Below are 20,302 nucleotides of genomic sequence, written 5' to 3'. Positions count from 1 at the left end.
GGCCCGACCGCAGCCATGGACAGGGATTCGCCCACCAGGATCAATCCGAGGGAACGCGCAGCCGGGCGACGCGGCCGGGCCGCTGATCACCCAGGTCGACTGTTTCGCCGTCGAGTTCGACACTGACCTGACCGACGTCACCGAAGACCAGGGAAAACGGGGGTGTGCCACGCAGTCGGTGCGTTTCCTGATTTTCGACCAAACCGTAAAGCAGGCGCTCGCCGTCGTTGTCGCGAACCTCGACCCAGGACGGCCCATCGAAGCGAATGACCAGCGCGGCGCCATTGGCCTCAGCGGCCTCCATGGCATTGTTGTCTGCGGCGTCGGTCTGGTTGTCTGTTGCGTCGGCCTGATCCTGCTCGGCCTCACCTGCTTCCGCCGCAGCCTCATCGGCAAGCTCGGCACGCCGCTCCAGTTCACTGTCCAGTGCGGAAATACGCACCGGCACCGGCGGTGCACCGAATTCGGAAAGTGACAATGACCCCTCGACCGCAGCCGTTTCATGCGCGCCACCCCCTGCCAGGTCGCCGCCGCGTGCCGCGAGGTCTTCCGGCTCGTCGGCCCGCTGACCCGGACTGCGCCGCTCACGGGCCTCGGGATCGGTGCGCTGCAACAGTTGCTCGAGCCGGTCATTGACCTGCTCGACGGTCTCCAGGGCAACACGATCCGGGGAATCCGACTGCCCCAGCCCACGGTACAATTCGACGCCCCAGATGGCGGCAAACACCAGCACCCCGCCGACCAGCGCCAGTGGCAGCATGTACTTCATGCCGAGACTGAGATCGGGCGCCGTTTGCACCGGCTTGCTTGCCCGCAGCGGTCTCGGCGCCGGCCCGCCGGACCCCTGATCGAACGCCTGGACCAGTGCTTCGGCATCCAGCTGCAACAGGCGTCCGTAGGCCCGAAGGTAGCCCCGAACGAAGGTATCCGGCGGCAAGCGGTCGTAGCGGTCCTGCTCAAGATTATCAATGGTGGCCACCGACAGCCGCAGCGTTGCGGCGACGTCAGCGACACCCATGCCCATGGCCTCGCGGGCCTTGCGCAGCTGCCGCCCCGGGGGATTCGGTTCCGGACGGTTGTCTGCAGTCAGGTCAGGATCTTCAGAGCGTTCCATCACGTTCCATTTGCCTGAAAACACGGAGGGCTTCCGAGTCGGGATAATCCGCGCGCAGCCGCAGGCCGAGGCTTGCCGCCTCGTCCCGGTTGCCCAGCGCCGATTCGATACGGGCGCCGAGCAGCAGGGCATCGGCATCCAGCTCACTCACCGACCGCAGCCGCTGATAGTAACTGCGGGCCGCGGAGTAGTCCTCGAGTTCGTATTGAACCCGCGCCATTTCGAACAGCGCCGGGCCGAAACGGGGGGCATGTTCCAGCGCGCGCCGCAGGTATTCGCTCGCCTCACGATAATTGCCCGCACGCCGCGCGCAGGTGCCGGCATTGGCCAGGGGCAGTTCTCGGCGCTCGTAGAGCGGGTCCCGCATGGCAAGCTCGAACTGCCGCTGCGCCCGGTCATAGTCGTCGCGATTGCAGAGGAAGCGACCATAATTGTTGTGCACCCAGGACACGCCCGATTCGAGCCGGATCGAGCGACGGAACGAGGCATCGGCCCGGTCGAACTGCTCAAGACGCTCATGCAACACGCCCAGCACGGCATGCGCCTGGGCGTTGGAGCGATCCTGTTCCACCGCCTTTTCCAGGGCATCCATGGCCAGGTTCAGGCTGCCCTGTTGCATGTAGCTGATGCCCAATTCGGTGTTGACCCGTGAAGCCTCGCTCAGATCCCGCCCGGAATACTGTTCCTCCTGCGTGGCACAGCCGAGCAGGATCAGCGTCAGCAACAGAACCGGTATCGATCGCATTCGCATGCCTAGGCGTCCCCGTCCACAGCCGTCCGTTTCTCCTGCCGCCGGGTTCGGTCGGCAACCTTTCCGACCAGTTGCCCGCAGGCGCCATCGATATCGTCCCCGCGCGTCTTGCGGGTGGTACTGGTCAATCCGGCACGGGACAGGATGTGGCTGAACGCCTGGATCCTGTCCGCCGGCGAACACTGGTATTGCGTCCCCGGAAACGGGTTGAACGGAATCAGATTCACCTTGGACGGTATATCGCCGAGCAGCCTGACCAGTTCATGGGCGTGGGCATCACTGTCGTTGACGCCGTCGAGCATCACGTATTCCCAGGTGATGCGGCGATGCGGCTTGTCGGCAATATAGTGCCGGCACGCCGCCATCAACTCGCGCAGCGGGTGCCGCTGGTTGATCGGCACCAATTCATCACGCAGCCCGTCATTCGGTGCATGCAAGGACACCGCCAGGCTGATGTCCGTCACCTCTGCCAGTTTGTACAGGTTGGGAACCACACCGGATGTGCTCAATGTCACACGCCGCTTGGACAGGCCGTAGGCATGGTCGTCCTTCATCAACTCGGCGGCGGGCACCACATTGCGGAAATTCAGCAGCGGCTCGCCCATGCCCATGAACACCACGTTGGTGACCTGACGCTCCGGCTGCTCGCGCGCCAGCTCCCTGTTGACGAACCAGAGCTGGCCGACAATCTCCGCGGTGGAGAGGTTGCGGTTGAACCCCTGCACGCCGGTGGAGCAAAAGCTGCACTCGAGGGCGCAGCCGACCTGTGACGAGACACACAGGGTGTCCCGCGTCTTCTCCGGGATGAGCACGGTTTCCACAGCGTTCGCCCCGTCGAGGCGCAGCAGCCATTTCCGGGTTCCATCGGCGGAGCGCTGATCCGCCACCGCTTCCGGCACGCGCACCTCGGCCATCGCGGCCAGCTTGGTTCGCAGCGCCTTGCTCAGGTCGGTCATGTCCTCGAACCGGGTAACGCGCCGGGCATGGATCCATTTCAGAACCTGAGACACACGGAAGGGCTTCTCGCCCAGCTCGGCGAAAAACCCTTCCAGCGCCCGGCGATCAAGGCCGAGCAGATTGACGCGTTCCGGCTCCACCGCCGGTGCCGCGGTCACCTCAACGGGAACAGATTTCATGATCCTTGAAGAAGTAGGCAATCTCCTGCTTCGCCGTATCCTCGCCATCGGAGCCATGCACCGCATTGGCGTCGATCGACTTCGCATAGTCGTGGCGCAGCGTACCGGCCGCCGCATCCTTGGGGTTGGTTGCCCCCATGATCTCACGATTCTTGCGAATCGCTTCCTCGCCTTCCAGCACCTGAACCATGACCGGACCGGACGTCATGAAGCCGACCAGATCCTTGAAAAACGGCCGTTCCTTGTGCACGGCGTAGAAGCCCTCGGCGTCGCTCTGACTGAGCTGCACCATGCGCGCCGCGATGATCTTCAGTCCGGCCTTCTCGAAGCGATTGTAGATTTCGCCGATCACGTTCTGCGCCACGCCGTCAGGCTTGATAATCGAAAGAGTCCGTTGCACCGCCATGCGCCTTGTTGCTCCTTAGCTGATGGGTTAGCCCGGTGGGGGCCGAAAACAGAATGGCCGCCAATCCCGTGGCGGCCATTCCATGGCATTCCAACCGGCGCAGCCGTCAAAGCGTCGGCATCCGCCGGAACGGTCGCGAGTCTAACGTCAACAGGTGGTTACAGCAACGCAGTCGCAGTCTTCGGCGCCCCGTCAGACGTTGAAGGATTCGCCACAACCGCACTGATCCTTGACGTTCGGATTGCGGAAATCGAGCCGCTGATTCAGGCCCTCGCGGATGAAATCCACTTCCATGCCCTGCAGAAAAGGCAGGCTCTTGCGGTCCACGACGACAGTGACGCCATGTTGCTCGAACACGACATCGTCCTCGGCCACCGCGTCCGCATAGTCAACAGTGTACGAGAAGCCGGAGCAGCCGCTGGTCTTGACCCCAAGCCGGAGGTTGTTGTTATGACCTTCTCGCGCAGCCCGAGCCAGCACATAGTCGGCTGCCTTCTGCGTCAGATTGATGCTCATTGCGATTACCTCGTTCTCTCACTTTCCTGGTCTGCCATTCGCAGCGCGGCAAGCGCGGCATCCTCCACGACCAGCACGCGTGCCCGAACGTCCCGGGCGACGGCCAACGCCTGCATCACCTGGTCATGCAGCAGGGCCTCGGCAGTCGCGACATCGCAGCCTGGCAGTGCCTCGGCAAACCAACTGCAACAGGCAATGGTCGACGGACAACCGAAAGCCAGCCAGCCAACCCGGTCCACCCTGCCATCCGCGGAAAGACCAAGCTGGAATACCACCTTGACCCCGGATTTTACCGTACCGACCGTGGCCGTGCCGAATCGCGGTTGGCCCGGGTCCAGCAGGCCGGCCCCGGTTGCCCGCCGGAAATGATCCAATACCGCCGCCGAATAGTCAGGCACGCCGCGCCACCCCGGCCGCCTCCGGCGAGATGGCAAGCAATCGCCTGACCGCCCGGCTGAACACGGACACGGCTTGGTCGACATCGGCCTCCCTGCTGCCACGCCCGAGACTGAACCGGAACGCGGACAGCAATGCAGCGTCGCCGACACCCATGGCGCGCAGCACATGCGAACCGCGGCCGGAACGCGAAGTACAGGCCGAGCCCGCGGCAATCGCAAGCTCCTCACCCACCTCGGCCAGCAGGGCCTCACCGTGGACACCGGGAAAGCTCAGATTGCTGATGTGCGGAGCCCTGGGCCCCGCGCCGTTGCACTGCACCGGAATCCCGGCGTCGAACAGGCCCTGCTCCAGACGGTCCCGCAAGGCTTTGAGCCGGGGCCCCTCGCTACCAAGGTATTGCCCGGCCTGCTCACAGGCGAGGCCGAGGCCGACGATCTGATGCACGGCCTGGGTACCGGGTCGTTCCCCACCTTCCTGCCCGCCTCCGAACTGCAGTGGCTGCAGACGCAGTCGCGGTCTTGGACAGCGCCAAAGCACGCCAACGCCCTTGGGGCCGTGAAACTTGTGCGCCGACAGCGACAGCAGATCGGCACCCAGCGCCGGCACCTGGACCGGGAGTTTGCCGATGGCCTGGGTGGCATCAACATGAAGCATCGCCGAATGCTCCCGCAAGGCGGTCGCGACGGCCGGGATATCGTGCAGCACGCCGGTTTCGTTGTTGACCAGCATCAGCGAGACCAGCGCGGTGTCGTCCCGCAGTTCCGACCGCAGTTCTGCCAGCGAAATCCGTCCTGCCGCATCCACTGGCAGCACGCTGAGTTCGGCACCCTCACGCTGGGCCTGCTCGCAGGCAGCGAGCACCGCACTGTGTTCGGTGGCGCAGGTAATGATGTGGCGGCCACGGCCCCGCTGCATGGCGAAACGCAAGCGCCCCAGAATGGCCAGATTGATTGCCTCTGTGGCACTGCCAGTGAAGATCGCGCCTTCAGGCGGGGCCTGCAGCAGGCTGGCGACCTGCCGCCGGGCACGCTCCACCGCCGACGCGGCCTCGGCACCGAAGGCGTGGGATGCCGAGGCGGGGTTGCCGAAACCGCTGTCCGCCGCCATCCACGGCAACATGCCCTCCAGCACGACGGGATCCAGTGGCGTGGTTGCCGCGTGATCCAGGTAGATCAGCGGCATGTCAGGACCTGTCGCTATCACCGGACGTCGGCCGCGGGCGATGACCGTTCTCGATCTCGCAATCGGCGATTTCGGGCAATTCCACATCCTCCAATTGCCCGCCCAGTTTGCGGATCACGCGGCACATCTCCACCAGTCGCTCATCGGTGGCATGGATATGGTCCAGCATCGAATTGATCGCCTGACTGACCGGGTCCGGCATGTCGGTCTGGCCGTAGGCGTCAAAACCCAGCCGGCGGGCGGTTTCCTCGCGGCGACGCGCGGTTTCATCCGGTCGCCGGCCAGCGACCCGTGCCGGAATACCGACCATCGTCGCTCCCTCGGGCACATCCCGCAGCACCACCGCGTTGGAACCGATGCGGGCACCACTGGCAACGGACACCGGGCCCAGCACCTTGGCTCCCGCGCCAACCACCACGTCATTTGCCAGGGTCGGGTGCCGCTTGCCGCCATCCAGGCTGGTACCGCCAAGGGTGACACCGTGATACAGCGTCACGTCGTCGCCGATTTCGGCAGTCTCGCCGATGACGACACCCATGCCATGGTCAATGAAAAAGCGACGACCGATGCGTGCGCCCGGATGGATCTCGATTCCGGTCAGCCAGCGGGCAAGGGTGGACAGGAAACGGGCAAGCCAGCGCAAACCCCAGCCCCAAAGCCGGTGGTTCAGGCGATGCCAGAGGATTGCGTGCAACCCGGGATAGCAACTCAGCACCTCGAAGGCATTGCGCGCGGCCGGGTCCCGGTCCATGACCGAGCGTATGTCTTCTTTCAGGCGTTTCAGCATGCCCTGTCTCGCCGCTCCAGACGGTGGCAATGGATTGCGCAGATCGCAGGTCCGGTCAGACTTTCTCGCTGCCCGGTGGCAAGGACGGCGCCAGTCTGCCATCCAGGCCCTTTTCCACATGCGCGAGGATTCCGCGCAGGATCTGCATTTCGTTGTGATCCGGCCGCGCCCGGTTATACAGCACACGGAGGCGTCGCATCAGGGCCCGTGGATTGTCCTGTCTCAGGAAATCGATGCGGCCGAGCACCTTTTCAAGGTGCACATAAAACTGTTCCATCTGGTCCGCCGTCGCGAGCGGCCAGGTCTCGCTTGGCTGCGGCGGCGTCTCGCCCTGGACCAGTTGCCAGCGCAATTCGTAGCACACCACCTGGATCGCCGCCGCCACGTTGAGCGAGGCGTAATCGGGATCCGCCGGAATATGGATCAGGCGATGACAACAATCCAGTTCCTCATTGGTCAGGCCGGTACGTTCGCGGCCGAACAACAGGGCGACCGGATGGCGCGCGGATTCCGCGGCAATGGTCTCCATCGCCGGCCGGGGATACTCCGCCGGACAGGACAAATGGCGGGACCTTGCCGACAGGCCGGCGACAAATCCCATCCCGGCGAGCGCTTGCTCCAGGGAGTCATGCACCCGCGCCCGCTCCAGGAGATCATCGGCGCCCGCGGCACGCGCCAGGGCATCCGCATGCGGGAACTGTCGCGGCCGGACCAGATGCAGATGGGCAAGCCCCATGGTCTTCATGGCCCGTGCCGCGGCACCCACGTTACCCGCGAGCTGGGGTTCGACCATGACAATGTGGACAGCGTCGAGCCGCATGACGATTACCTGAATACCGCGCCGGAACGGCGCACAGTGTACGGCAAGGCCGGGCGTTTCACACGGCGACGGGCTTCCTGCTATTCTTGCGCGCCTTCGCGGGGCCGCCTATTCGCGGCCCCTTTTCTGCTGCTGCGACAAGGAACTCCGCCGCGATGAATCCCATGGCCAACATTGCCGTTCGCGCTGCCCGCGCGGCGGGCGACCTGATTGCGCGCAACATCGACCGTCTGGATCGCCTGCGGGTCGAAGCCAAGGGCCTGAACGATTACGTCAGCGATGTCGATCGGATGGCCGAGCAGGAAATCATCACCGTGATCCGCAAGGCCTACCCGGATCACCAGTTCCTCGGTGAGGAGAGCGGCAGCCAGGGCGATCACGACCACGTCTGGATCATCGATCCGCTGGACGGCACCACCAACTTCCTGCACGGCTTCCCGCATTTCGCCGTGTCCATCGCCCTGCAGGTCAAGGGACGACTGGAAGTCGGGGTGATCTACGATCCGGTGCGGCAGGAATTGTTCGCCGCCAGTCGCGGCGCCGGCGCCACGCTGGATGGTCGCCGGCTGCGCATGCCCCCGCGACGCAGCATCGACGGACGCCTGATCGGCACCGGCTTTCCGTTCCGCCATCCGCGGCACATGCCCGCCTACATGGACATGTTCCAGTCCGTGTGCATGCGCGCCGGGGATCTGCGTCGGGCCGGCTCTGCGGCGCTGGACCTGGCCTACGTCGCCAGTGGCCGCCTCGACGGCTATTGGGAGATCGGCCTGAATGCCTGGGATCTGGCCGCCGGGGCACTGCTGATCCGTGAGGCCGGCGGCATGGTCGGCGATTTCGAGGGCAGTGAAAACTATCTGAAGAACGGCAACATGGTTGCCGGCAGCCCGAAGCTGTTTCATGACCTGCTGAAGGAGATCCAGCCCCACTGCACGCCGGCAATGCGGGGCTGACAGCCTGAACGGACTGTCCCGGCTGGCTTACTTGAAGGCCCAGCGCGCCTCGTAGCCGCGCACATCGACATGTACGAACGGACCGCGATGCGGTCGCGGACCGTACAGCCCGATGCCGCCGATGTAACTCATCGGACCGCTGCGGTTTTTTACCCGCTCGACAATTTCCGCCAGCCGCTCGGCATCCCGGAAGTCACTCCGACCATCACCGGTCAGGTCATCCATGCGGCCGGCCGGCGCGCGCTCGTCGATGTAGATATCGGCCGCCGCGCCCCACTGGTGACGGCTGTTTTCGCCGTTGCCGATGGCTGCGTTGTACCAGGGCGTGCGGAACCCGCTCAGCACCTGCAACGTGCCGGCCTCGATACCCTCGGCGTTGACCGCCTCGAGGATCTCTTCCAGCAGCAACAGCAGGCGCTCATCCAGGATCAGGAACTTGGGGTAGTCATCGCTCTGCTTCGAGGCAAACTGGCCGAGCTTGAAATGCGGCGCCACATGGACCGCGGCCATGTCCTCGTCCATTTCGACAAAGCCCGGCGGCGGTTCGTACTCGGACAGTCCGCGGAACGGCTCGCTCGGGTAGTTGCCGACCCGGTATCCGTTCAATTCGCCGGCCTGCTTCTGCTCCCGCGGCGTCAACACGAACAGATTGAGTTGCATGCGCTCACCGGTGTCACTGCGCTCAACATGCAGCGGATACAGCCCCGGTTCCTCCGGCGCGTGCAAAAGCCAGCGATGACGACCCGTTCCGGAGATCCGCGCAGCCTGGTCATGCACACGATACTCGCCATCGCGGGCACGGGAGACCTCCAGATCCAGGCGTTCACCGGGCATCAGGAAGACCGCAAACACCCGGTGCGGCACGATCAGATCCTCGCGCAGGCGCAGCGAAAAACTCAGGGTCTGGGGGCTGTAGCCCGAGGCAATGGCCACATGACTGCTGCTGGAACCCGGCAGGTGTACGGCGAAGACAGGAAGGACAAGAAAAACGGCAAGCAGCGGAACCAGTCGCAACAGGCGCAAGCGGATTACCTCCGAGCGGAAACGGTCAGGACCCGCCGGAAGTGCCCTCCGGCAAGGTTGACAAGGCGTCGGCTACCCGACTGTCGCGATTGTAGAGATCATTTCTGAGATGCACCAGACCGTCGGCATCCACCCAGGCTGTCATGTACTGCAGGTGCACCGGTACCGGCCGCTGCAGGATCACAGTCTGCTCCCGGCCGCTGCCGATTGCCTCGGCGATTCTCTCCCTGCTCCAGCGTGGATCATCAAGCAGCAACTCCGCCAGGGCCTCGGGTTCCTCGACGCGAATGCATCCGGAACTGAACGCCCGATCGGCGCGGCGAAAGAGTTCCCGCGCCGGTGTGTCATGCAGGTACACCGCATGCCGGTTGGGGAACATGAACTTGATCCGCCCGAGCGCGTTCTGCGGTCCCGGCTTCTGGCGCAGGCGGTACGGAAACCCGCGCGACGGCACCGTGGCCCAGTCGATGGTTTCCGGATCCAGCAGTTGCTGTTCGGCGCCCCAGCCGCGCAGCACCTGAAACCCCAGCCGCTGCAGATGCGATGGATCGCGCCGGACCTGGGGCAGGATATCGCGTACGGCGATACTGTTTGGCACCTCCCAGTAAGGATTCAGCACCAGGTAGGTCATGCGGCCGGTGAACACCGGCGTCTGCCGGTAATCGCGACCAACAATCACGCGCTGGTGCATGATCTTCTCGCCCTGATCGACCACCTGCATGTCGAAACCGGCAATATTCACCATCACATAACGCTCACCCAGGTCACGGGGCATCCAGCGCCAGCGCTCCAGATTGACGCTGATTTGCCGAACACGCCGATGCGCCGGCACATTCAGCGCTCGTCGCGTCGCCGGCCCCACCACCGCGTCCACCTCCAGGCCATGCCGCTGCTGGAAGCCACGCACCGCTGCCTCCAGCCGGTCATCGAACAGCGCCGGCGGGGCCTGATCATCCGGCTTTGCCGAAAGATCGCCGGATTGCTGCAGGCGCTGGCGCAACAGGGCCACCTGCTCTTCACTGTCGCCAGGGCGCAAGGTCGGCCCGTCGGGCACCTCGGTAAAGCCACCGCGTTGCTGCACCTGGCGATGGAAGCCGAGCGCCTCCCTGAGACGCTGGTAGCCCGGATCCCCCGGGAACAGCTCACGCAGTCCGTCGGCCAGTCGCGCCTCGTCTGCCGCCGCCTGCAGCAGCTCCGGCAGATCCCCACCGCGCCGGTCAATGCCCCACTCCGGATCGATGGTCTGCGGGTTCAGACGCCCCATCAGGGCATGACTGCCGTATTGCATCCAGGTGCCGCTGAGCAACAACTCCAGATCCACCTGGACACGGGCGGGCAGGTTCCCATCGGCGGCCTGCAGTTCGTCGATCAGGGCCTCCAGAAGCCCGTTGCCGTAATCATCGCGGTCCAGTCCATGGCTCTCCGCCTCGACCAGCACCTCAAGTAATTCCGCCGCTCTCTCGACCCTGCCGCCGGCATCGATCCAGAGCGGCTCGAACAGACGTTCCTGATAGAACCGCCGCACCGCACCGGGTCCGGGAACCTGGTGCTCGCCGGCCATCAGCGGCTGATCGGGCGGAATGGATTCAAGCCGGTCGCGCAGCGCTTCACGCAAATCAGCCGCCGACAATGGCAGCGCGGCCAGCAGGAGCACCAGCGGAAGGCATCGACACACAGTCGTGAACATGGCGTTCTCCTCGTCCGGCCTAGCGGCGCTCAAGACGGCGCAGGAACGACTCCAGGATCAATCGATACAGGTCATCACCCAGCCAGGCGTCCTCGATGCCGGCATCGATATTCGGATTATCGTTCACCTCGATCACCACCTGGCGATTCCCGGTCTGTTTGATGTCCACGCCATACAAACCATCGCCGATCAGGCCGGCGGCCTTCACTGCCAGTTGTATCACGGACCTTGGCGCCTCGGCTGTGGCCAGCGTACGCGCACCGCCCTCCTTCACCCGGCCGCCTGCGCCATGCTCGACGATCTGCCAGTGGCCGCGTGACATGAAGTACTGACAAGCGAACAGCGGCTTGCGGTCGAGTATGCCAATCCGCCAGTCGTAGTCGGTGTACAGATACTCCTGGGCCACGATCAGGTCCGATTGGCGGAACAACGCGGCCGCGGACTGGGTCAGGTCCGCCTGCTGCTCGACCCGGATTACACCGCGTGAAAAGGAGCCATCAGGGATCTTCAGCACCAGCGGAAAACCCAGAAACTCGGCCGCCGCCTGCAGATCCTCCGGTCGTCCCCGGTGCAGGATGCGTCCGGCCGGGGTCGGCAACTGGCTGGTGCGCAGTAGTTCGGCCAGATAGACCTTGTTGGTGCAGCGGAGGATCGATTCCGGGTCATCCATCACCACCAGGCCCTCGCTCTCCGCCTTCTTGGCGAAACGGTAGGTGTGGTCGGAGATCGCCGTAGTCTCCCGCAGCAACAGGGCATCGTATTCGCCCAGGCGTGGGAAATCCCGGCGGGTAATCAACTCCGTATCGAGGCCAAGGCGGCGGCCGACGCGAACGAACTTGCGCAGGGCGCGTGGATTGGACGGCGGCAGACGCTCCTGCGGGTTATGCAGGATTGCCATGCCGTAACGATAACGGCGGCGCCGTCGGCGCTGGCGCCAGACATTGCGGCTGAACTGTTCCAGCGCCGCGGCAAAGAGGCCTTCCTGCTCCGCGGCAAGTCGGTGCAAGGGCAGACTGCGCACGCTGTGCAGACGCCACCGATCCTGGTGGCGGAATTCGATCCGCAGCAGCGGCGCGCTGAGCGCTTCAAAAAACTGTCTTGCCAGATCGGCCAGCGCCGGATCCGGATGCTGGCCGAAGAAGCAGTCGAGGATGAAGCGGTTGTCGCGCGGCGCACCGGCCCGCTCCAGTTCGCGCTGCAGCAGGGCGTCCAGATCCTCGGTTTCCAGGCGGTACATGGCACGGTGGCTTAGGTCGTTGATCGTGCGCACCGTGGGGATGACCCGATGGCCGCGCGCCTCTGCCAGCAGCGAGCAGTAATAACCCAGCGACAGATACTTGTAACTACGGCAAAGATTGATGACCCGGGTCCCGGCCATCGCATCGAGTTGCTTGCCGAACAGGTATTCGTCGGCTGTTACCAACTGCTCACTGACATGGTAGGGGCGCCAGTCGCGCCGATCCTCGACCACGATGAGGGTGTCAGGCATGGGGTTCGCCGCAGGCGGGGGATTGACGGACATCGGAATCAGGGGACATTGGCGCAGCCATCGTTCAAGGCCTCCAGTCGCCGCCGAAAGCGCAGCGCCGCCGTTCCATCGGAATAGTATCCGCCACTGCGGGCAACACAAGCGTAACCCAGGCGGGAAAACAGCTTTTGCGAAGGCTGGTTGTCGGCACGAACCTCCAGACGCATTTCCCCGGCTCCACGGCGACGCGCCTCGCGCTCGGCCGCATGTACCAGACGCGCGGCGAGTCCGGTTCCCCGGCGCCGCGGGTGAACGGCAATGGAATACAGCCGCGCCACCGAGGACCCCCGCCGGAAAAGCAATACCAGACAGGCGACCATCTGCCCCGCCTCATCCACCACCAGCAGATGGGCGTTACCGCGGGTCAGCATATGGCGGAATCCCCGACGACTGATCCGATCCCCCGGGAAGCAACGCTGTTCCAGGTCGACCAGGGCGGCAAGATCGGGCATCGCGGCAGCTCGTATCACACCCCGAATCATAACCGCGAAGCGTCAGCTGGACGTAGCGAAATAGCAGGCATCAGGGTGGTTTCGGATGGGCGCGGCTTGACAGCACTCACCCGGCCCAAGGATAAAGAACCGCACTTCAGACCTAAGGAAACACTGATTTATTCGCACGCCTGCGTTGGAGTCCGCATTTTTTCCGAGGCAAGGCGCGCTGCGCAGCGCCGCAGTCATTCTGCGGTCAAGCAGCGCAACACAGCAGTCGGGAAAAATGCGGCCCAACCGGGCTCGGGCGCAGACGCGGGAATAAATCAGTGTTTCCTTAAGCAATGGAGTGCACCGCCATCTTGCAAGGAATCATGGACCGATGAAAAAACCGATCAGCCCCCGCCTTCCGCTGCGCCTGGCCAGCCTGCTGTTACTGCTGGCCCTGTGCACCACGAGCTGGGCAGAGACCGAATTGCGTGGCGGCCTGGAACTGGGCCGAGAATGGAAAGGACGGGCCAATCTGGTCCGGCTGAACCTGGCCGTGCCGGTCTGGCGCACCTTTTTGGCTGAGCAGGGCTTCGCCACGCGCCTGCACGCAGAGGCTTCGGTGGGCCGCTATTTCGCCGATGGCGGTGGCGGGGGCGTCTGGGAAGGTGGCCTGAGAGGCTTTACCCGCACCGACCTCGGCCCGTATGGGCCGTTCTTCGCCGAGATCGGCACCGGCCTGATCGTCATCGACAAACGGCGCCTTGGGGGCGATGCCTGGGGCAGCGGCTGGCAATTCCGCTCCCATGGCGGACTCGGCTTCTGGCTCGGCGAAACGCGCCAGGGCGCGGTCATCGCCCGCATCTCGCATTCCTCGAACGGCAGCCGACAGAAACCGAACCCCGGCATCGACGTGGCCTCATTGATGCTGGAGTGGCGATTCCTATAACTAATCTTACAGTTACAGTGGGTGTTCGCGCGCCAGCATTGCAATGTGCTCCTTGAGGCCCGTTGCACGGCTGACGTCGAGTTCCAGCGCAACACCCGTCTCCGCGGTTTCGTCCAGGCCTGCGGCTTCTGCAATCGCATCCATCACCGCTCCGGCGCGGCGTGCCTCCACCAGAAACAGCAGGACAGTCCGCAGCCCCAGCACCTCAAGTCCGAACAGGCCAAAACGCCGTTTCAGGCCCTGCCCCTGGGCGTTGCCGATAATCGTGGCACCGGAGGCACCGGCCTGGCGCGCCGCATCGATGACCGACTCGGCCTTGTCTTCATCGACGAACACCATGATGAGCTTGAATTTCACTTCCACCCCGCCCGCATTTGCCAGGACTCCAATGTCAATGTACCAGAGACCCGGGAACGGTACGGCGCCGTGAGCGGACATGTCACGCCCGATCCCGGAATGGACGATGTCCGGTATTCCGGGATACGGTAGCGCAGTTCTTATTCGGCAATTCAGAGCACAAGGAGAACGGCATGGGCGGCGACATGGCCACCTGGGAAATCCTGCTTCTCGGCGGCATTGCGATTCTGGCCGTGATGCTGTTCATGCCCGGCATCCGGCAATCCATGCGGCGGGCGAAGGAGCAGGAGGAAAAGGACTGGCGCGGTGCGTTGATCCCGCTGGCGCTGGTGGCACTGTTCGTGATTCTGCTGATCAGCCTGGTCTGACCGCCCTGCCGGGCGACAACTGCGCATCCGCCTGCCAGCCATCGCCGTATGTACCTTTTGTGGCCATCAGGGCCTGGACGGGTCGACCTGCATGCCACTCAATGCCTGAAATGGACGAACAGCCGGCCGAAGTTATCGCTGTCCTTCTCCACCCGGTGGTATCGCGCCTTGACCGCCGGTTGCTGCAGGAAACGCAGGACACGTTTCTTCAGCTGCCCGCTACCCTTCCCGGGGATGATTTCCACGGTCTTGATGCGCTTTTCGCAGGCCTCGTCGATGATCTGTTGCAGCGCCTCGTCAATGCCCCGTCCCTGGTTGAACAACGGGTGCAGGTCCAGCTTCAGTTTCGCCATCTGACGCCTCCCGGTGACAGCTGCGAATTCCCTCGCCAAGCCGTCATACTAGGAAATAGACTTGAAAAAACAACGACAGGAGAGGTAACCATGAACCAGTACCTGAACCGTCCCACGATCACCTGCCTGGGCCTTGCCGCCGCGCTCACGCTGGCTGCCGCTCCCGGCCAGGTGCTTGCCCAGCAGAGCAAGGCCGACACTGTCTACGTGGGGCTTGATGTGCATGGCTGGCGCTTCAACCCGGACCGCGGCAGCAGCTGGTCGGATATCGGCATCCGCGGCCGCGCCGGCTATCAGTTCCTGGATCAGATCGCGGCCGAAGTCCATCTCGCCACCGGCGGCTCGGACCGGGCCAACGGCGTCCGGCTGGAAATGGACTTTCTCGCTGGCGCATTCCTGCGCGGTGACATCCCGCTGTCCCGCTACTTTTCGCTGTACGGCCTGCTCGGCGTGAGCTACCTGGACTATACCGTGGCCCGCAGCAGCGAGGACGAAACCAGCATTTCATTCGGCCTTGGTGTGGATTACCAGATTACCGGCAACACCTATCTGTCGGCCGACTACATCCGCTATATCAGCGATTCGGACTTCGATTACGACGCCTTCAACGTGGGTGCCCGCTGGCGCTTCTAGGCTTGACGGCGACAGACGAGAAAAAGCCCCCGCAGGCCTTGCCTGCGGGGGCTTTTTCGTGGGCTGCGTGAAGCGCCCGACTCAGGGCCGTTGCAGTTCCTCGTCCTGATCCGCGCCTTCCTTCTCCGGCGGTTGCAGATCGTATTTGCTGACGCCCAGGGCCAGGGCCGAGGCGCTGGCCACGAAAATCGAGGAATAGGTACCGACCAGGACGCCGAGGATCAGGGTCAGGGCAAACGCGGCGATAAGCTCACCACCCAGCACATAGAGGCTGACCACCACCAGCAGCGTGGTGAACGAGGTCACGATGGTTCGCGACAGGGTCTGGTTGATCGAGGCATTCATCACCTCCTCGGTCGAGCCCTTGCGCATTTTCAGGAAGTTCTCGCGTATTCGGTCGAACACCACGATGGTGTCGTTCAGCGAGTAGCCCACCACCGCCAGCAGGGCCGCCAGCACCGTCAGATCGAAGGTAATCTGGAACAGGGCCAGCACGCCCATGATCAGCGTGATGTCGTGCAGCAGGGCGGCCACCGAGCCGGCCGCAAACCGGTATTCGAAGCGGAACGCGACGTAGATCAGGATCCCGCCGAGCGCATAGAGCATGGCCAGGATGCCGTCCTGGGTGAGTTCCTCACCGATCTGCGGGCCGACGAACTCCACCCGCCGCAAATCGACACTGGAATCATGCTCGCGCAGCGTGGCGACCACCTCATTGCTGAGTTCGGCGGCTTCGACGTCATCACGCGGACCAAGCCGGATCATGACCTCCCGCGCCGAGCCGAAATGCTGAACCACGGCATCCTCGAAGCCACCCTCGTTCAGCGCCTGGCGCACGGAACTCAACTCAGCCGCTTCCTGATAGCCCACCTCGACCACGGTGCCGCCGGTAAAGTCGATCCCGAAGTTCAGCCCACGGATCAGCAGCGCACCGACAGCCACCGACAACAGCACGATGGACGCAATCAGCGCCAGGCGCCGATGCGACATGAAATCGATGTTCGGATCTTTCTTGAACAACCACATGACAGAGTCCCTCGCGCCTCAGATCGGCAGCCGCTGCAAGCGGCGCTGGCGACCGTAGATCAGATTCACCACGGCGCGGGTGCCGAGGATCGCGGTAAACATGGAGGTGACGATGCCGATGGACAGGGTCACGGCGAAGCCCTGGATCGGACCGGTGCCGAACAGGAACAGCACCAGCGCCGCCAGCAGGGTCGTGATGTTGGCATCCGCGATCGTCGACAGGGCCTTGGCATAGCCGGCGTGGATCGCATTCTGCGGTGTCATCCCCGCATGTAGTTCCTCACGTATTCGCTGGAATATCAGCACGTTGGCGTCAACCGCCATACCCACTGTCAGCACGATCCCGGCGATGCCCGGCAGCGTCAGCGTGGCCTGCAGCATGGACAGCACGGCGACGATGAACACCAGGTTCAGCATCAGCGCCATGTTGGCGACCAGCCCGAAGACCTTGTAATAGAACGCCATGAACAGCACCACCAGCACGAAACCGATGATCACCGCCATCACGCCCTGGTTGATGTTCTCCTGGCCCAGGCTCGGGCCGACGGTGCGCTCCTCGATGATGTCGATCGGCGCACTCAGCGAGCCCGCACGCAGCAGCAGCGCCAGGTCCCGGGCCTCGGTGGTACTGTCCAGGCCGGTGATCCGGAACTGGCTGTGCAAGGGCTCGCGGATGGTGGCGACGTTGATCACCTCTTCCTCGACCACCCGGACGCGTTCTTCCTCGCCGTCCCGCTCCTGGGTCTCGGTGCGGGATTCGATGAAGACCACCGCCATCGGCCGGCCGACGTTCTCCCGCGTCGCCCGGTTGAACATATTGCCGCCGTCGGAGCTCAGCCGGATATTCACCTGCGGGCCGCCGGTATCCTGATCGATGCCCGACGAGGCGCTGGTGATGAAATCACCGGTCAGCATCACCTCGCGTTCCAGCAGCATATAGTGACCGTCGCGGTGCCGGTAACGGACCGTGCCCGGTGGCACCGGCGCGTCCTCCTGGCCGCTGAACTCTTCGTTGTCCCGGTGCACCATGCGGAACTCGAGGGTGGCGGTGGCGCCGATGATCTCCTTCGCCCGGGCGGTGTCCTGCACCCCCGGCAACTGGACCACGATCCGGTCAGAACCCTGGCGCTGGATGACCGGCTCGGCCACGCCCAGTTCGTTGACCCGGTTACGCAGGGTGGTGATGTTCTGCTGCAGGGCGGCGACCCGGATCTCCTGCATCACGTCGTCCGGAATCTCGGCGATCAGCCAGTACTGGTCGTCGCGTTCCTCCTGACTGAAATCCAGCTCGCCACGGTAGTCGGGCTGCAGCAGGTTGAGCGCCTGCTCGCGATCCGCCGCTTCGTTGAAGCGGGCCTGGACGCGGCCTTCCTCGACATCCACATTGCTGTAGCGGATGCGCTCCCGTCGCAGCCGGGTGCGGAAATCGTTCTGGTAGCGCTCCAGGGTCTGACTGACCGAGGCATCCAGGTCCACCTGCATCAGGAAGTGCACCCCGCCACGCAGGTCCAGCCCCAGGTACATCGGCTCGGCATTGATTGCCCGCAGCCAGTCCGGCGTTGCCGGCGCCAGGTTCAGCGCCACCACGAAGTCGCTGCCCAGGTAGTCACGCATCAGGTCGGCGGCGCGAAGCTGGTCGTCATCACTGGTCAGCCGGATCAGCAAACGATCCTCGAGGATCTCCGGCGAGTGCGCCTCGATCCCCTCTTCCTCCAGCCGGGCCATGACCCGGTCCTGCACATCCTCGACCGATTCCGCGGCGCGGCTGGCGGTGATCTGGATGGCGGGATCCTCACCGAACACATTCGGCAGTGCGTACAGCACGCCAATCGTGATGGCGACGACAAGAATGATGTACTTCCAGAGGGGATATCGGTTCATTGCCTGAAACTGCTCCGCGGGGAACGCGACTCACGGGCCGGCAGGAGACCGGCCCGGATTCTCAGCCGTTGTCCTTGCCCTTCATGGTGCCTTTGGGAACGACCTGCATGACGGCGTTCTTCTGCACGCGAACACTCATGCCGTCGGCCACTTCGACGGTGGCAAAGGTCTCGCCCACATCGGTAATCCGGCCCAGCAGACCGCCCTGAGTGACGATTTCATCACCCTTGGCAAGCTCCGACACCAGCTTGCGGTGTTCCTTGGCGCGCTTGGCCTGCGGACGGATCAGCAGGAAGTAGAAGATGGCGATCAGGGCAATCGGGAAGATCAGCGCGGTCCAGCCAGCACCGGCCGGTTCGCCGGACTGTGCCAGCGCAGTCGAAATGAAGAAATCCATGAGTCATCCTCTCTAAATCTGCCAACCCAAGGCGCGTGACGATGCCTGTCGGCGGGCGGGGGGTCAAATCGGTCCGGCGCGCATTATGGCATAGCTCCGCCGACTCGCGCTCTCGCAGACCAACCGATCCGTTCTATGGGCCGTTGCCCTTCTGAGAGTGTTCGGGCCAGCGCAAGGTTTCGCCCGGCCTGACGAACCTCCGGTTCAACAGGGCCGGCCGAAAGCTTCCACTGTCCCTAGCAGGCTGCAGACTGTGTTGCTTCGTTCGGGCCAAAACCGCGCGGCCGGTGGCTTTGCGGACAACCACCACCATGCCAGTCGCCGCTGAGTGCCGGGGGAGGAGAAGTTTTTCTCCGGACCTGTTGGACCGAAGGTACGTCAGTCCGGAGAAAAATCTTGTCCTCCCTCGGCACGGGGCCGGGTACTGGTCCGACAGTATCAGGGCTAGTGCAAGGCTGCGTCTGGTGTTGCTCAGTCAACACGGGGCGCGGGAATAAATCTGTGTTTCCTTAAGGCACCGGTGTATCAAGCGCCTCGTAGAAATCGCGGACGAAGGCGTCCAGCCGTCGTTCGCGGATCGCCTCGCGGAGCCCCTGCATCAACTGCTGGTAGTGGTGCAGATTGTGGATAGTCGCCAGCCGGGGGCCGAGCATCTCGTTGCACTTGTCCAGATGCTTCAGGTAAGCCCGGCTGTAGTGCCGGCAGGTGTAGCAACCGCAGCCCTCCTCGATGGGACGCGTGTCGTCGGCAAAGCGGGCATTGCGGATGCGCAGCATGCCGTTACGCGTGAACAGGTAGCCATTGCGGGCATTCCGGGTCGGCATCACGCAGTCGAACATGTCGACCCCGCGACGCACCGCCTCGACGATGTCCTGAGGTCGGCCAACACCCATCAGGTACCGGGGATGGTCCGCCGGCAGGGCCGCCTGCAGATGGTCCAGGATCATTTCCCGTTCATGCTCGGGTTCGCCGACCGCCAGGCCGCCAATCGCGTAGCCGTCGAAACCGATCTCCTGCAGGCTGTCCAGCGAACGACTGCGCAGGTCCGGGTAGATGCCGCCCTGGACAATGCCGAACAGCGCCGCATCGCTGTTATCGTGCGCGCTGCGGCTGCGTTGCGCCCAGCGCAGGGACAGCTCCATGGATTGCCGAGCCGTGTCATGATCCGCCGGATAGGGCGTGCATTCATCGAAGATCATGACGATGTCGCTGCCCAGCGCCCGCTGCACGGCCATGGACTCCTCCGGCCCCATGAACACCCGGCTGCCATCCACCGGCGAACGAAAGGTCACGCCCTGCTCGCTGATCTTGCGCAGCTTGCCCAGGCTGTACACCTGAAAGCCGCCTGAATCGGTCAGTATCGGTCCCTGCCACTGCATGAAATCGTGCAGATCGCCGTGCGCGGCGATGATGTCCGTCCCCGGACGCAACCAGAGGTGAAAGGTGTTACCGAGCAGGATCTCGGCGCCGCTGGCCGACACTTCCTCCGGCGTCAGGGCCTTGACCGTACCGTAGGTCCCCACCGGCATGAACGCCGGGGTCTCGACGTTCCCCCGCGGGAACTGCAGCCTGCCTCGCCGGGCGGCGCCATCCTGCGCCAGCACATCGAAACCCATG

The 20,302-nt window shown here is 64.0% G+C and carries 23 protein-coding genes; 4 read left to right on the top strand and 19 right to left on the bottom strand.

What is annotated here, in order from left to right; genetic code table 11:
* Positions 1-40 precede the first annotated feature (40 nt).
* The 9 genes from M0534_RS04310 to M0534_RS04270 all read right to left on the bottom strand — a co-directional run bounded on the left by M0534_RS04310 (position 41) and on the right by M0534_RS04270 (position 7,111).
* On the bottom strand, positions 41-1,114 hold the full coding sequence (locus tag M0534_RS04310) for a RodZ domain-containing protein (protein ID WP_248567188.1): 1,074 nt from the start codon (positions 1,112-1,114) through the stop codon (positions 41-43).
* Positions 1,101-1,865 (bottom strand): type IV pilus biogenesis/stability protein PilW, encoded by a 765-nt coding sequence (gene pilW, locus M0534_RS04305; RefSeq protein ID WP_248567187.1) that lies wholly within the window; start codon positions 1,863-1,865, stop codon positions 1,101-1,103. The genes M0534_RS04310 and pilW overlap by 14 nt, the downstream gene beginning before the upstream one ends.
* 2 nt (positions 1,866-1,867) lie before the next feature.
* Positions 1,868-3,001: a dual-specificity RNA methyltransferase RlmN gene (gene rlmN / locus M0534_RS04300; RefSeq protein ID WP_248567186.1), complete on the bottom strand. Its 1,134-nt coding sequence runs from the start codon at positions 2,999-3,001 to the stop codon at positions 1,868-1,870.
* A complete protein-coding gene (gene ndk / locus M0534_RS04295; protein WP_248567185.1) occupies positions 2,982-3,407 on the bottom strand; it encodes a nucleoside-diphosphate kinase in 426 nt (141 codons plus the stop codon). Before ndk ends, rlmN begins: the two co-directional genes overlap by 20 nt.
* Positions 3,408-3,599: 192 nt before the next feature.
* A complete protein-coding gene (locus M0534_RS04290; RefSeq protein WP_248567184.1) occupies positions 3,600-3,923 on the bottom strand; it encodes a HesB/IscA family protein in 324 nt (107 codons plus the stop codon).
* 5 nt (positions 3,924-3,928) lie between these two features.
* Positions 3,929-4,321 carry an iron-sulfur cluster assembly scaffold protein gene (locus M0534_RS04285; protein WP_248567183.1) on the bottom strand — a complete coding sequence of 131 codons (393 nt, stop codon included), beginning with the start codon at positions 4,319-4,321 and terminating at the stop codon, positions 3,929-3,931.
* Complete coding sequence (locus tag M0534_RS04280) at positions 4,314-5,504, bottom strand: cysteine desulfurase family protein (RefSeq protein WP_248567182.1); 1,191 nt, start codon at positions 5,502-5,504, stop codon at positions 4,314-4,316. The genes M0534_RS04285 and M0534_RS04280 overlap by 8 nt, the downstream gene beginning before the upstream one ends.
* Before the next feature lies 1 nt (position 5,505).
* Positions 5,506-6,291 (bottom strand): serine O-acetyltransferase, encoded by a 786-nt coding sequence (gene cysE / locus M0534_RS04275; RefSeq protein ID WP_248567181.1) that lies wholly within the window; start codon positions 6,289-6,291, stop codon positions 5,506-5,508.
* 55 nt (positions 6,292-6,346) lie between these two features.
* Entirely contained in the window at positions 6,347-7,111 is a 765-nt protein-coding gene (locus M0534_RS04270) for an RNA methyltransferase (RefSeq protein WP_248567180.1), read from the bottom strand.
* A gap of 155 nt (positions 7,112-7,266) precedes the next feature.
* Here M0534_RS04270 and suhB point away from each other — a divergent pair, with 155 nt between their 5' ends.
* The gene (gene suhB / locus M0534_RS04265; protein WP_248567179.1) at positions 7,267-8,064 is read left to right on the top strand and encodes an inositol-1-monophosphatase; all 798 of its coding nucleotides are present in this window, start codon (positions 7,267-7,269) and stop codon (positions 8,062-8,064) included.
* 27 nt (positions 8,065-8,091) lie between these two features.
* Here the strand turns inward: suhB and M0534_RS04260 are convergent, their stop codons facing one another.
* The 4 genes from M0534_RS04260 to M0534_RS04245 are packed head-to-tail and all read right to left on the bottom strand — an operon-like array spanning position 8,092 to position 12,754.
* Positions 8,092-9,087 carry a D-Ala-D-Ala carboxypeptidase family metallohydrolase gene (locus M0534_RS04260; protein ID WP_248567178.1) on the bottom strand — a complete coding sequence of 332 codons (996 nt, stop codon included), beginning with the start codon at positions 9,085-9,087 and terminating at the stop codon, positions 8,092-8,094.
* Positions 9,088-9,112: 25 nt separating this feature from the next.
* A complete protein-coding gene (locus M0534_RS04255; protein WP_248567177.1) occupies positions 9,113-10,774 on the bottom strand; it encodes a L,D-transpeptidase family protein in 1,662 nt (553 codons plus the stop codon).
* Positions 10,775-10,793: 19 nt separating this feature from the next.
* Positions 10,794-12,263, bottom strand: coding sequence for a RimK family protein (locus M0534_RS04250; protein WP_248567176.1), 1,470 nt, complete (start codon positions 12,261-12,263; stop codon positions 10,794-10,796).
* Between the two features lie 38 nt (positions 12,264-12,301).
* Positions 12,302-12,754: a GNAT family N-acetyltransferase gene (locus M0534_RS04245; RefSeq protein ID WP_248567175.1), complete on the bottom strand. Its 453-nt coding sequence runs from the start codon at positions 12,752-12,754 to the stop codon at positions 12,302-12,304.
* A 361-nt stretch (positions 12,755-13,115) separates the two neighbouring features.
* On the opposite strand from M0534_RS04245, the gene M0534_RS04240 reads away from it, so the two are divergent.
* A complete protein-coding gene (locus tag M0534_RS04240) occupies positions 13,116-13,670 on the top strand; it encodes an acyloxyacyl hydrolase (RefSeq protein ID WP_248567174.1) in 555 nt (184 codons plus the stop codon).
* Positions 13,671-13,682: 12 nt separating this feature from the next.
* On the opposite strand, the gene M0534_RS04235 is transcribed toward M0534_RS04240, so the two are convergent.
* Positions 13,683-14,027, bottom strand: a complete 345-nt coding sequence (locus M0534_RS04235; RefSeq protein ID WP_248567173.1) for a P-II family nitrogen regulator — start codon at positions 14,025-14,027, stop codon at positions 13,683-13,685.
* Between the two features lie 173 nt (positions 14,028-14,200).
* Here M0534_RS04235 and M0534_RS04230 point away from each other — a divergent pair, with 173 nt between their 5' ends.
* Complete coding sequence (locus M0534_RS04230) at positions 14,201-14,395, top strand: hypothetical protein (RefSeq protein ID WP_248567172.1); 195 nt, start codon at positions 14,201-14,203, stop codon at positions 14,393-14,395.
* Positions 14,396-14,493: 98 nt separating this feature from the next.
* Here the strand turns inward: M0534_RS04230 and M0534_RS04225 are convergent, their stop codons facing one another.
* Complete coding sequence (locus M0534_RS04225) at positions 14,494-14,748, bottom strand: Smr/MutS family protein (RefSeq protein WP_248567171.1); 255 nt, start codon at positions 14,746-14,748, stop codon at positions 14,494-14,496.
* 90 nt (positions 14,749-14,838) lie between these two features.
* On the opposite strand from M0534_RS04225, the gene M0534_RS04220 reads away from it, so the two are divergent.
* Positions 14,839-15,381 carry a porin family protein gene (locus tag M0534_RS04220; RefSeq protein ID WP_248567170.1) on the top strand — a complete coding sequence of 181 codons (543 nt, stop codon included), beginning with the start codon at positions 14,839-14,841 and terminating at the stop codon, positions 15,379-15,381.
* Between the two features lie 81 nt (positions 15,382-15,462).
* Here M0534_RS04220 and secF read toward each other — a convergent pair whose 3' ends face one another.
* The 4 genes from secF to tgt form a co-directional block, all read right to left on the bottom strand.
* Positions 15,463-16,407, bottom strand: coding sequence for a protein translocase subunit SecF (gene secF, locus M0534_RS04215; RefSeq protein WP_248567169.1), 945 nt, complete (start codon positions 16,405-16,407; stop codon positions 15,463-15,465).
* An 18-nt stretch (positions 16,408-16,425) separates the two neighbouring features.
* Positions 16,426-18,288, bottom strand: coding sequence for a protein translocase subunit SecD (secD, locus tag M0534_RS04210; RefSeq protein ID WP_248567168.1), 1,863 nt, complete (start codon positions 18,286-18,288; stop codon positions 16,426-16,428).
* Positions 18,289-18,349: 61 nt separating this feature from the next.
* Positions 18,350-18,685: a preprotein translocase subunit YajC gene (gene yajC, locus M0534_RS04205; protein WP_248567167.1), complete on the bottom strand. Its 336-nt coding sequence runs from the start codon at positions 18,683-18,685 to the stop codon at positions 18,350-18,352.
* Positions 18,686-19,194: 509 nt separating this feature from the next.
* A complete protein-coding gene (gene tgt, locus M0534_RS04200; RefSeq protein ID WP_248567496.1) occupies positions 19,195-20,301 on the bottom strand; it encodes a tRNA guanosine(34) transglycosylase Tgt in 1,107 nt (368 codons plus the stop codon).
* Position 20,302 lies beyond the last annotated feature (1 nt).

The sequence above is a fragment of the Methylonatrum kenyense genome (assembly GCF_023195885.1).
In the GTDB taxonomy this organism is placed as follows: domain Bacteria; phylum Pseudomonadota; class Gammaproteobacteria; order Nitrococcales; family Aquisalimonadaceae; genus Methylonatrum; species Methylonatrum kenyense.
Note: the sequence above shows the minus strand (reverse complement) of the source record. Positions and strands in the feature narration are given on the sequence as shown.

Coding starts and splice junctions, on each gene's coding strand:
- M0534_RS04310 (WP_248567188.1), bottom strand. CDS start 1,114: ATGGAACGCTCTGAAGATCCTGACCTGACTGCAGACAACCGTCCGGAA.
- pilW (WP_248567187.1), bottom strand. CDS start 1,865: ATGCGAATGCGATCGATACCGGTTCTGTTGCTGACGCTGATCCTGCTC.
- rlmN (WP_248567186.1), bottom strand. CDS start 3,001: ATGAAATCTGTTCCCGTTGAGGTGACCGCGGCACCGGCGGTGGAGCCG.
- ndk (WP_248567185.1), bottom strand. CDS start 3,407: ATGGCGGTGCAACGGACTCTTTCGATTATCAAGCCTGACGGCGTGGCG.
- M0534_RS04290 (WP_248567184.1), bottom strand. CDS start 3,923: ATGAGCATCAATCTGACGCAGAAGGCAGCCGACTATGTGCTGGCTCGG.
- M0534_RS04280 (WP_248567182.1), bottom strand. CDS start 5,504: ATGCCGCTGATCTACCTGGATCACGCGGCAACCACGCCACTGGATCCC.
- cysE (WP_248567181.1), bottom strand. CDS start 6,291: ATGCTGAAACGCCTGAAAGAAGACATACGCTCGGTCATGGACCGGGAC.
- M0534_RS04270 (WP_248567180.1), bottom strand. CDS start 7,111: ATGCGGCTCGACGCTGTCCACATTGTCATGGTCGAACCCCAGCTCGCG.
- suhB (WP_248567179.1), top strand. CDS start 7,267: ATGAATCCCATGGCCAACATTGCCGTTCGCGCTGCCCGCGCGGCGGGC.
- M0534_RS04255 (WP_248567177.1), bottom strand. CDS start 10,774: ATGTTCACGACTGTGTGTCGATGCCTTCCGCTGGTGCTCCTGCTGGCC.
- M0534_RS04250 (WP_248567176.1), bottom strand. CDS start 12,263: ATGCCTGACACCCTCATCGTGGTCGAGGATCGGCGCGACTGGCGCCCC.
- M0534_RS04245 (WP_248567175.1), bottom strand. CDS start 12,754: ATGCCCGATCTTGCCGCCCTGGTCGACCTGGAACAGCGTTGCTTCCCG.
- M0534_RS04240 (WP_248567174.1), top strand. CDS start 13,116: ATGAAAAAACCGATCAGCCCCCGCCTTCCGCTGCGCCTGGCCAGCCTG.
- M0534_RS04230 (WP_248567172.1), top strand. CDS start 14,201: ATGGGCGGCGACATGGCCACCTGGGAAATCCTGCTTCTCGGCGGCATT.
- M0534_RS04225 (WP_248567171.1), bottom strand. CDS start 14,748: ATGGCGAAACTGAAGCTGGACCTGCACCCGTTGTTCAACCAGGGACGG.
- M0534_RS04220 (WP_248567170.1), top strand. CDS start 14,839: ATGAACCAGTACCTGAACCGTCCCACGATCACCTGCCTGGGCCTTGCC.
- secF (WP_248567169.1), bottom strand. CDS start 16,407: ATGTGGTTGTTCAAGAAAGATCCGAACATCGATTTCATGTCGCATCGG.
- secD (WP_248567168.1), bottom strand. CDS start 18,288: ATGAACCGATATCCCCTCTGGAAGTACATCATTCTTGTCGTCGCCATC.
- yajC (WP_248567167.1), bottom strand. CDS start 18,685: ATGGATTTCTTCATTTCGACTGCGCTGGCACAGTCCGGCGAACCGGCC.
- tgt (WP_248567496.1), bottom strand. CDS start 20,301: ATGGGTTTCGATGTGCTGGCGCAGGATGGCGCCGCCCGGCGAGGCAGG.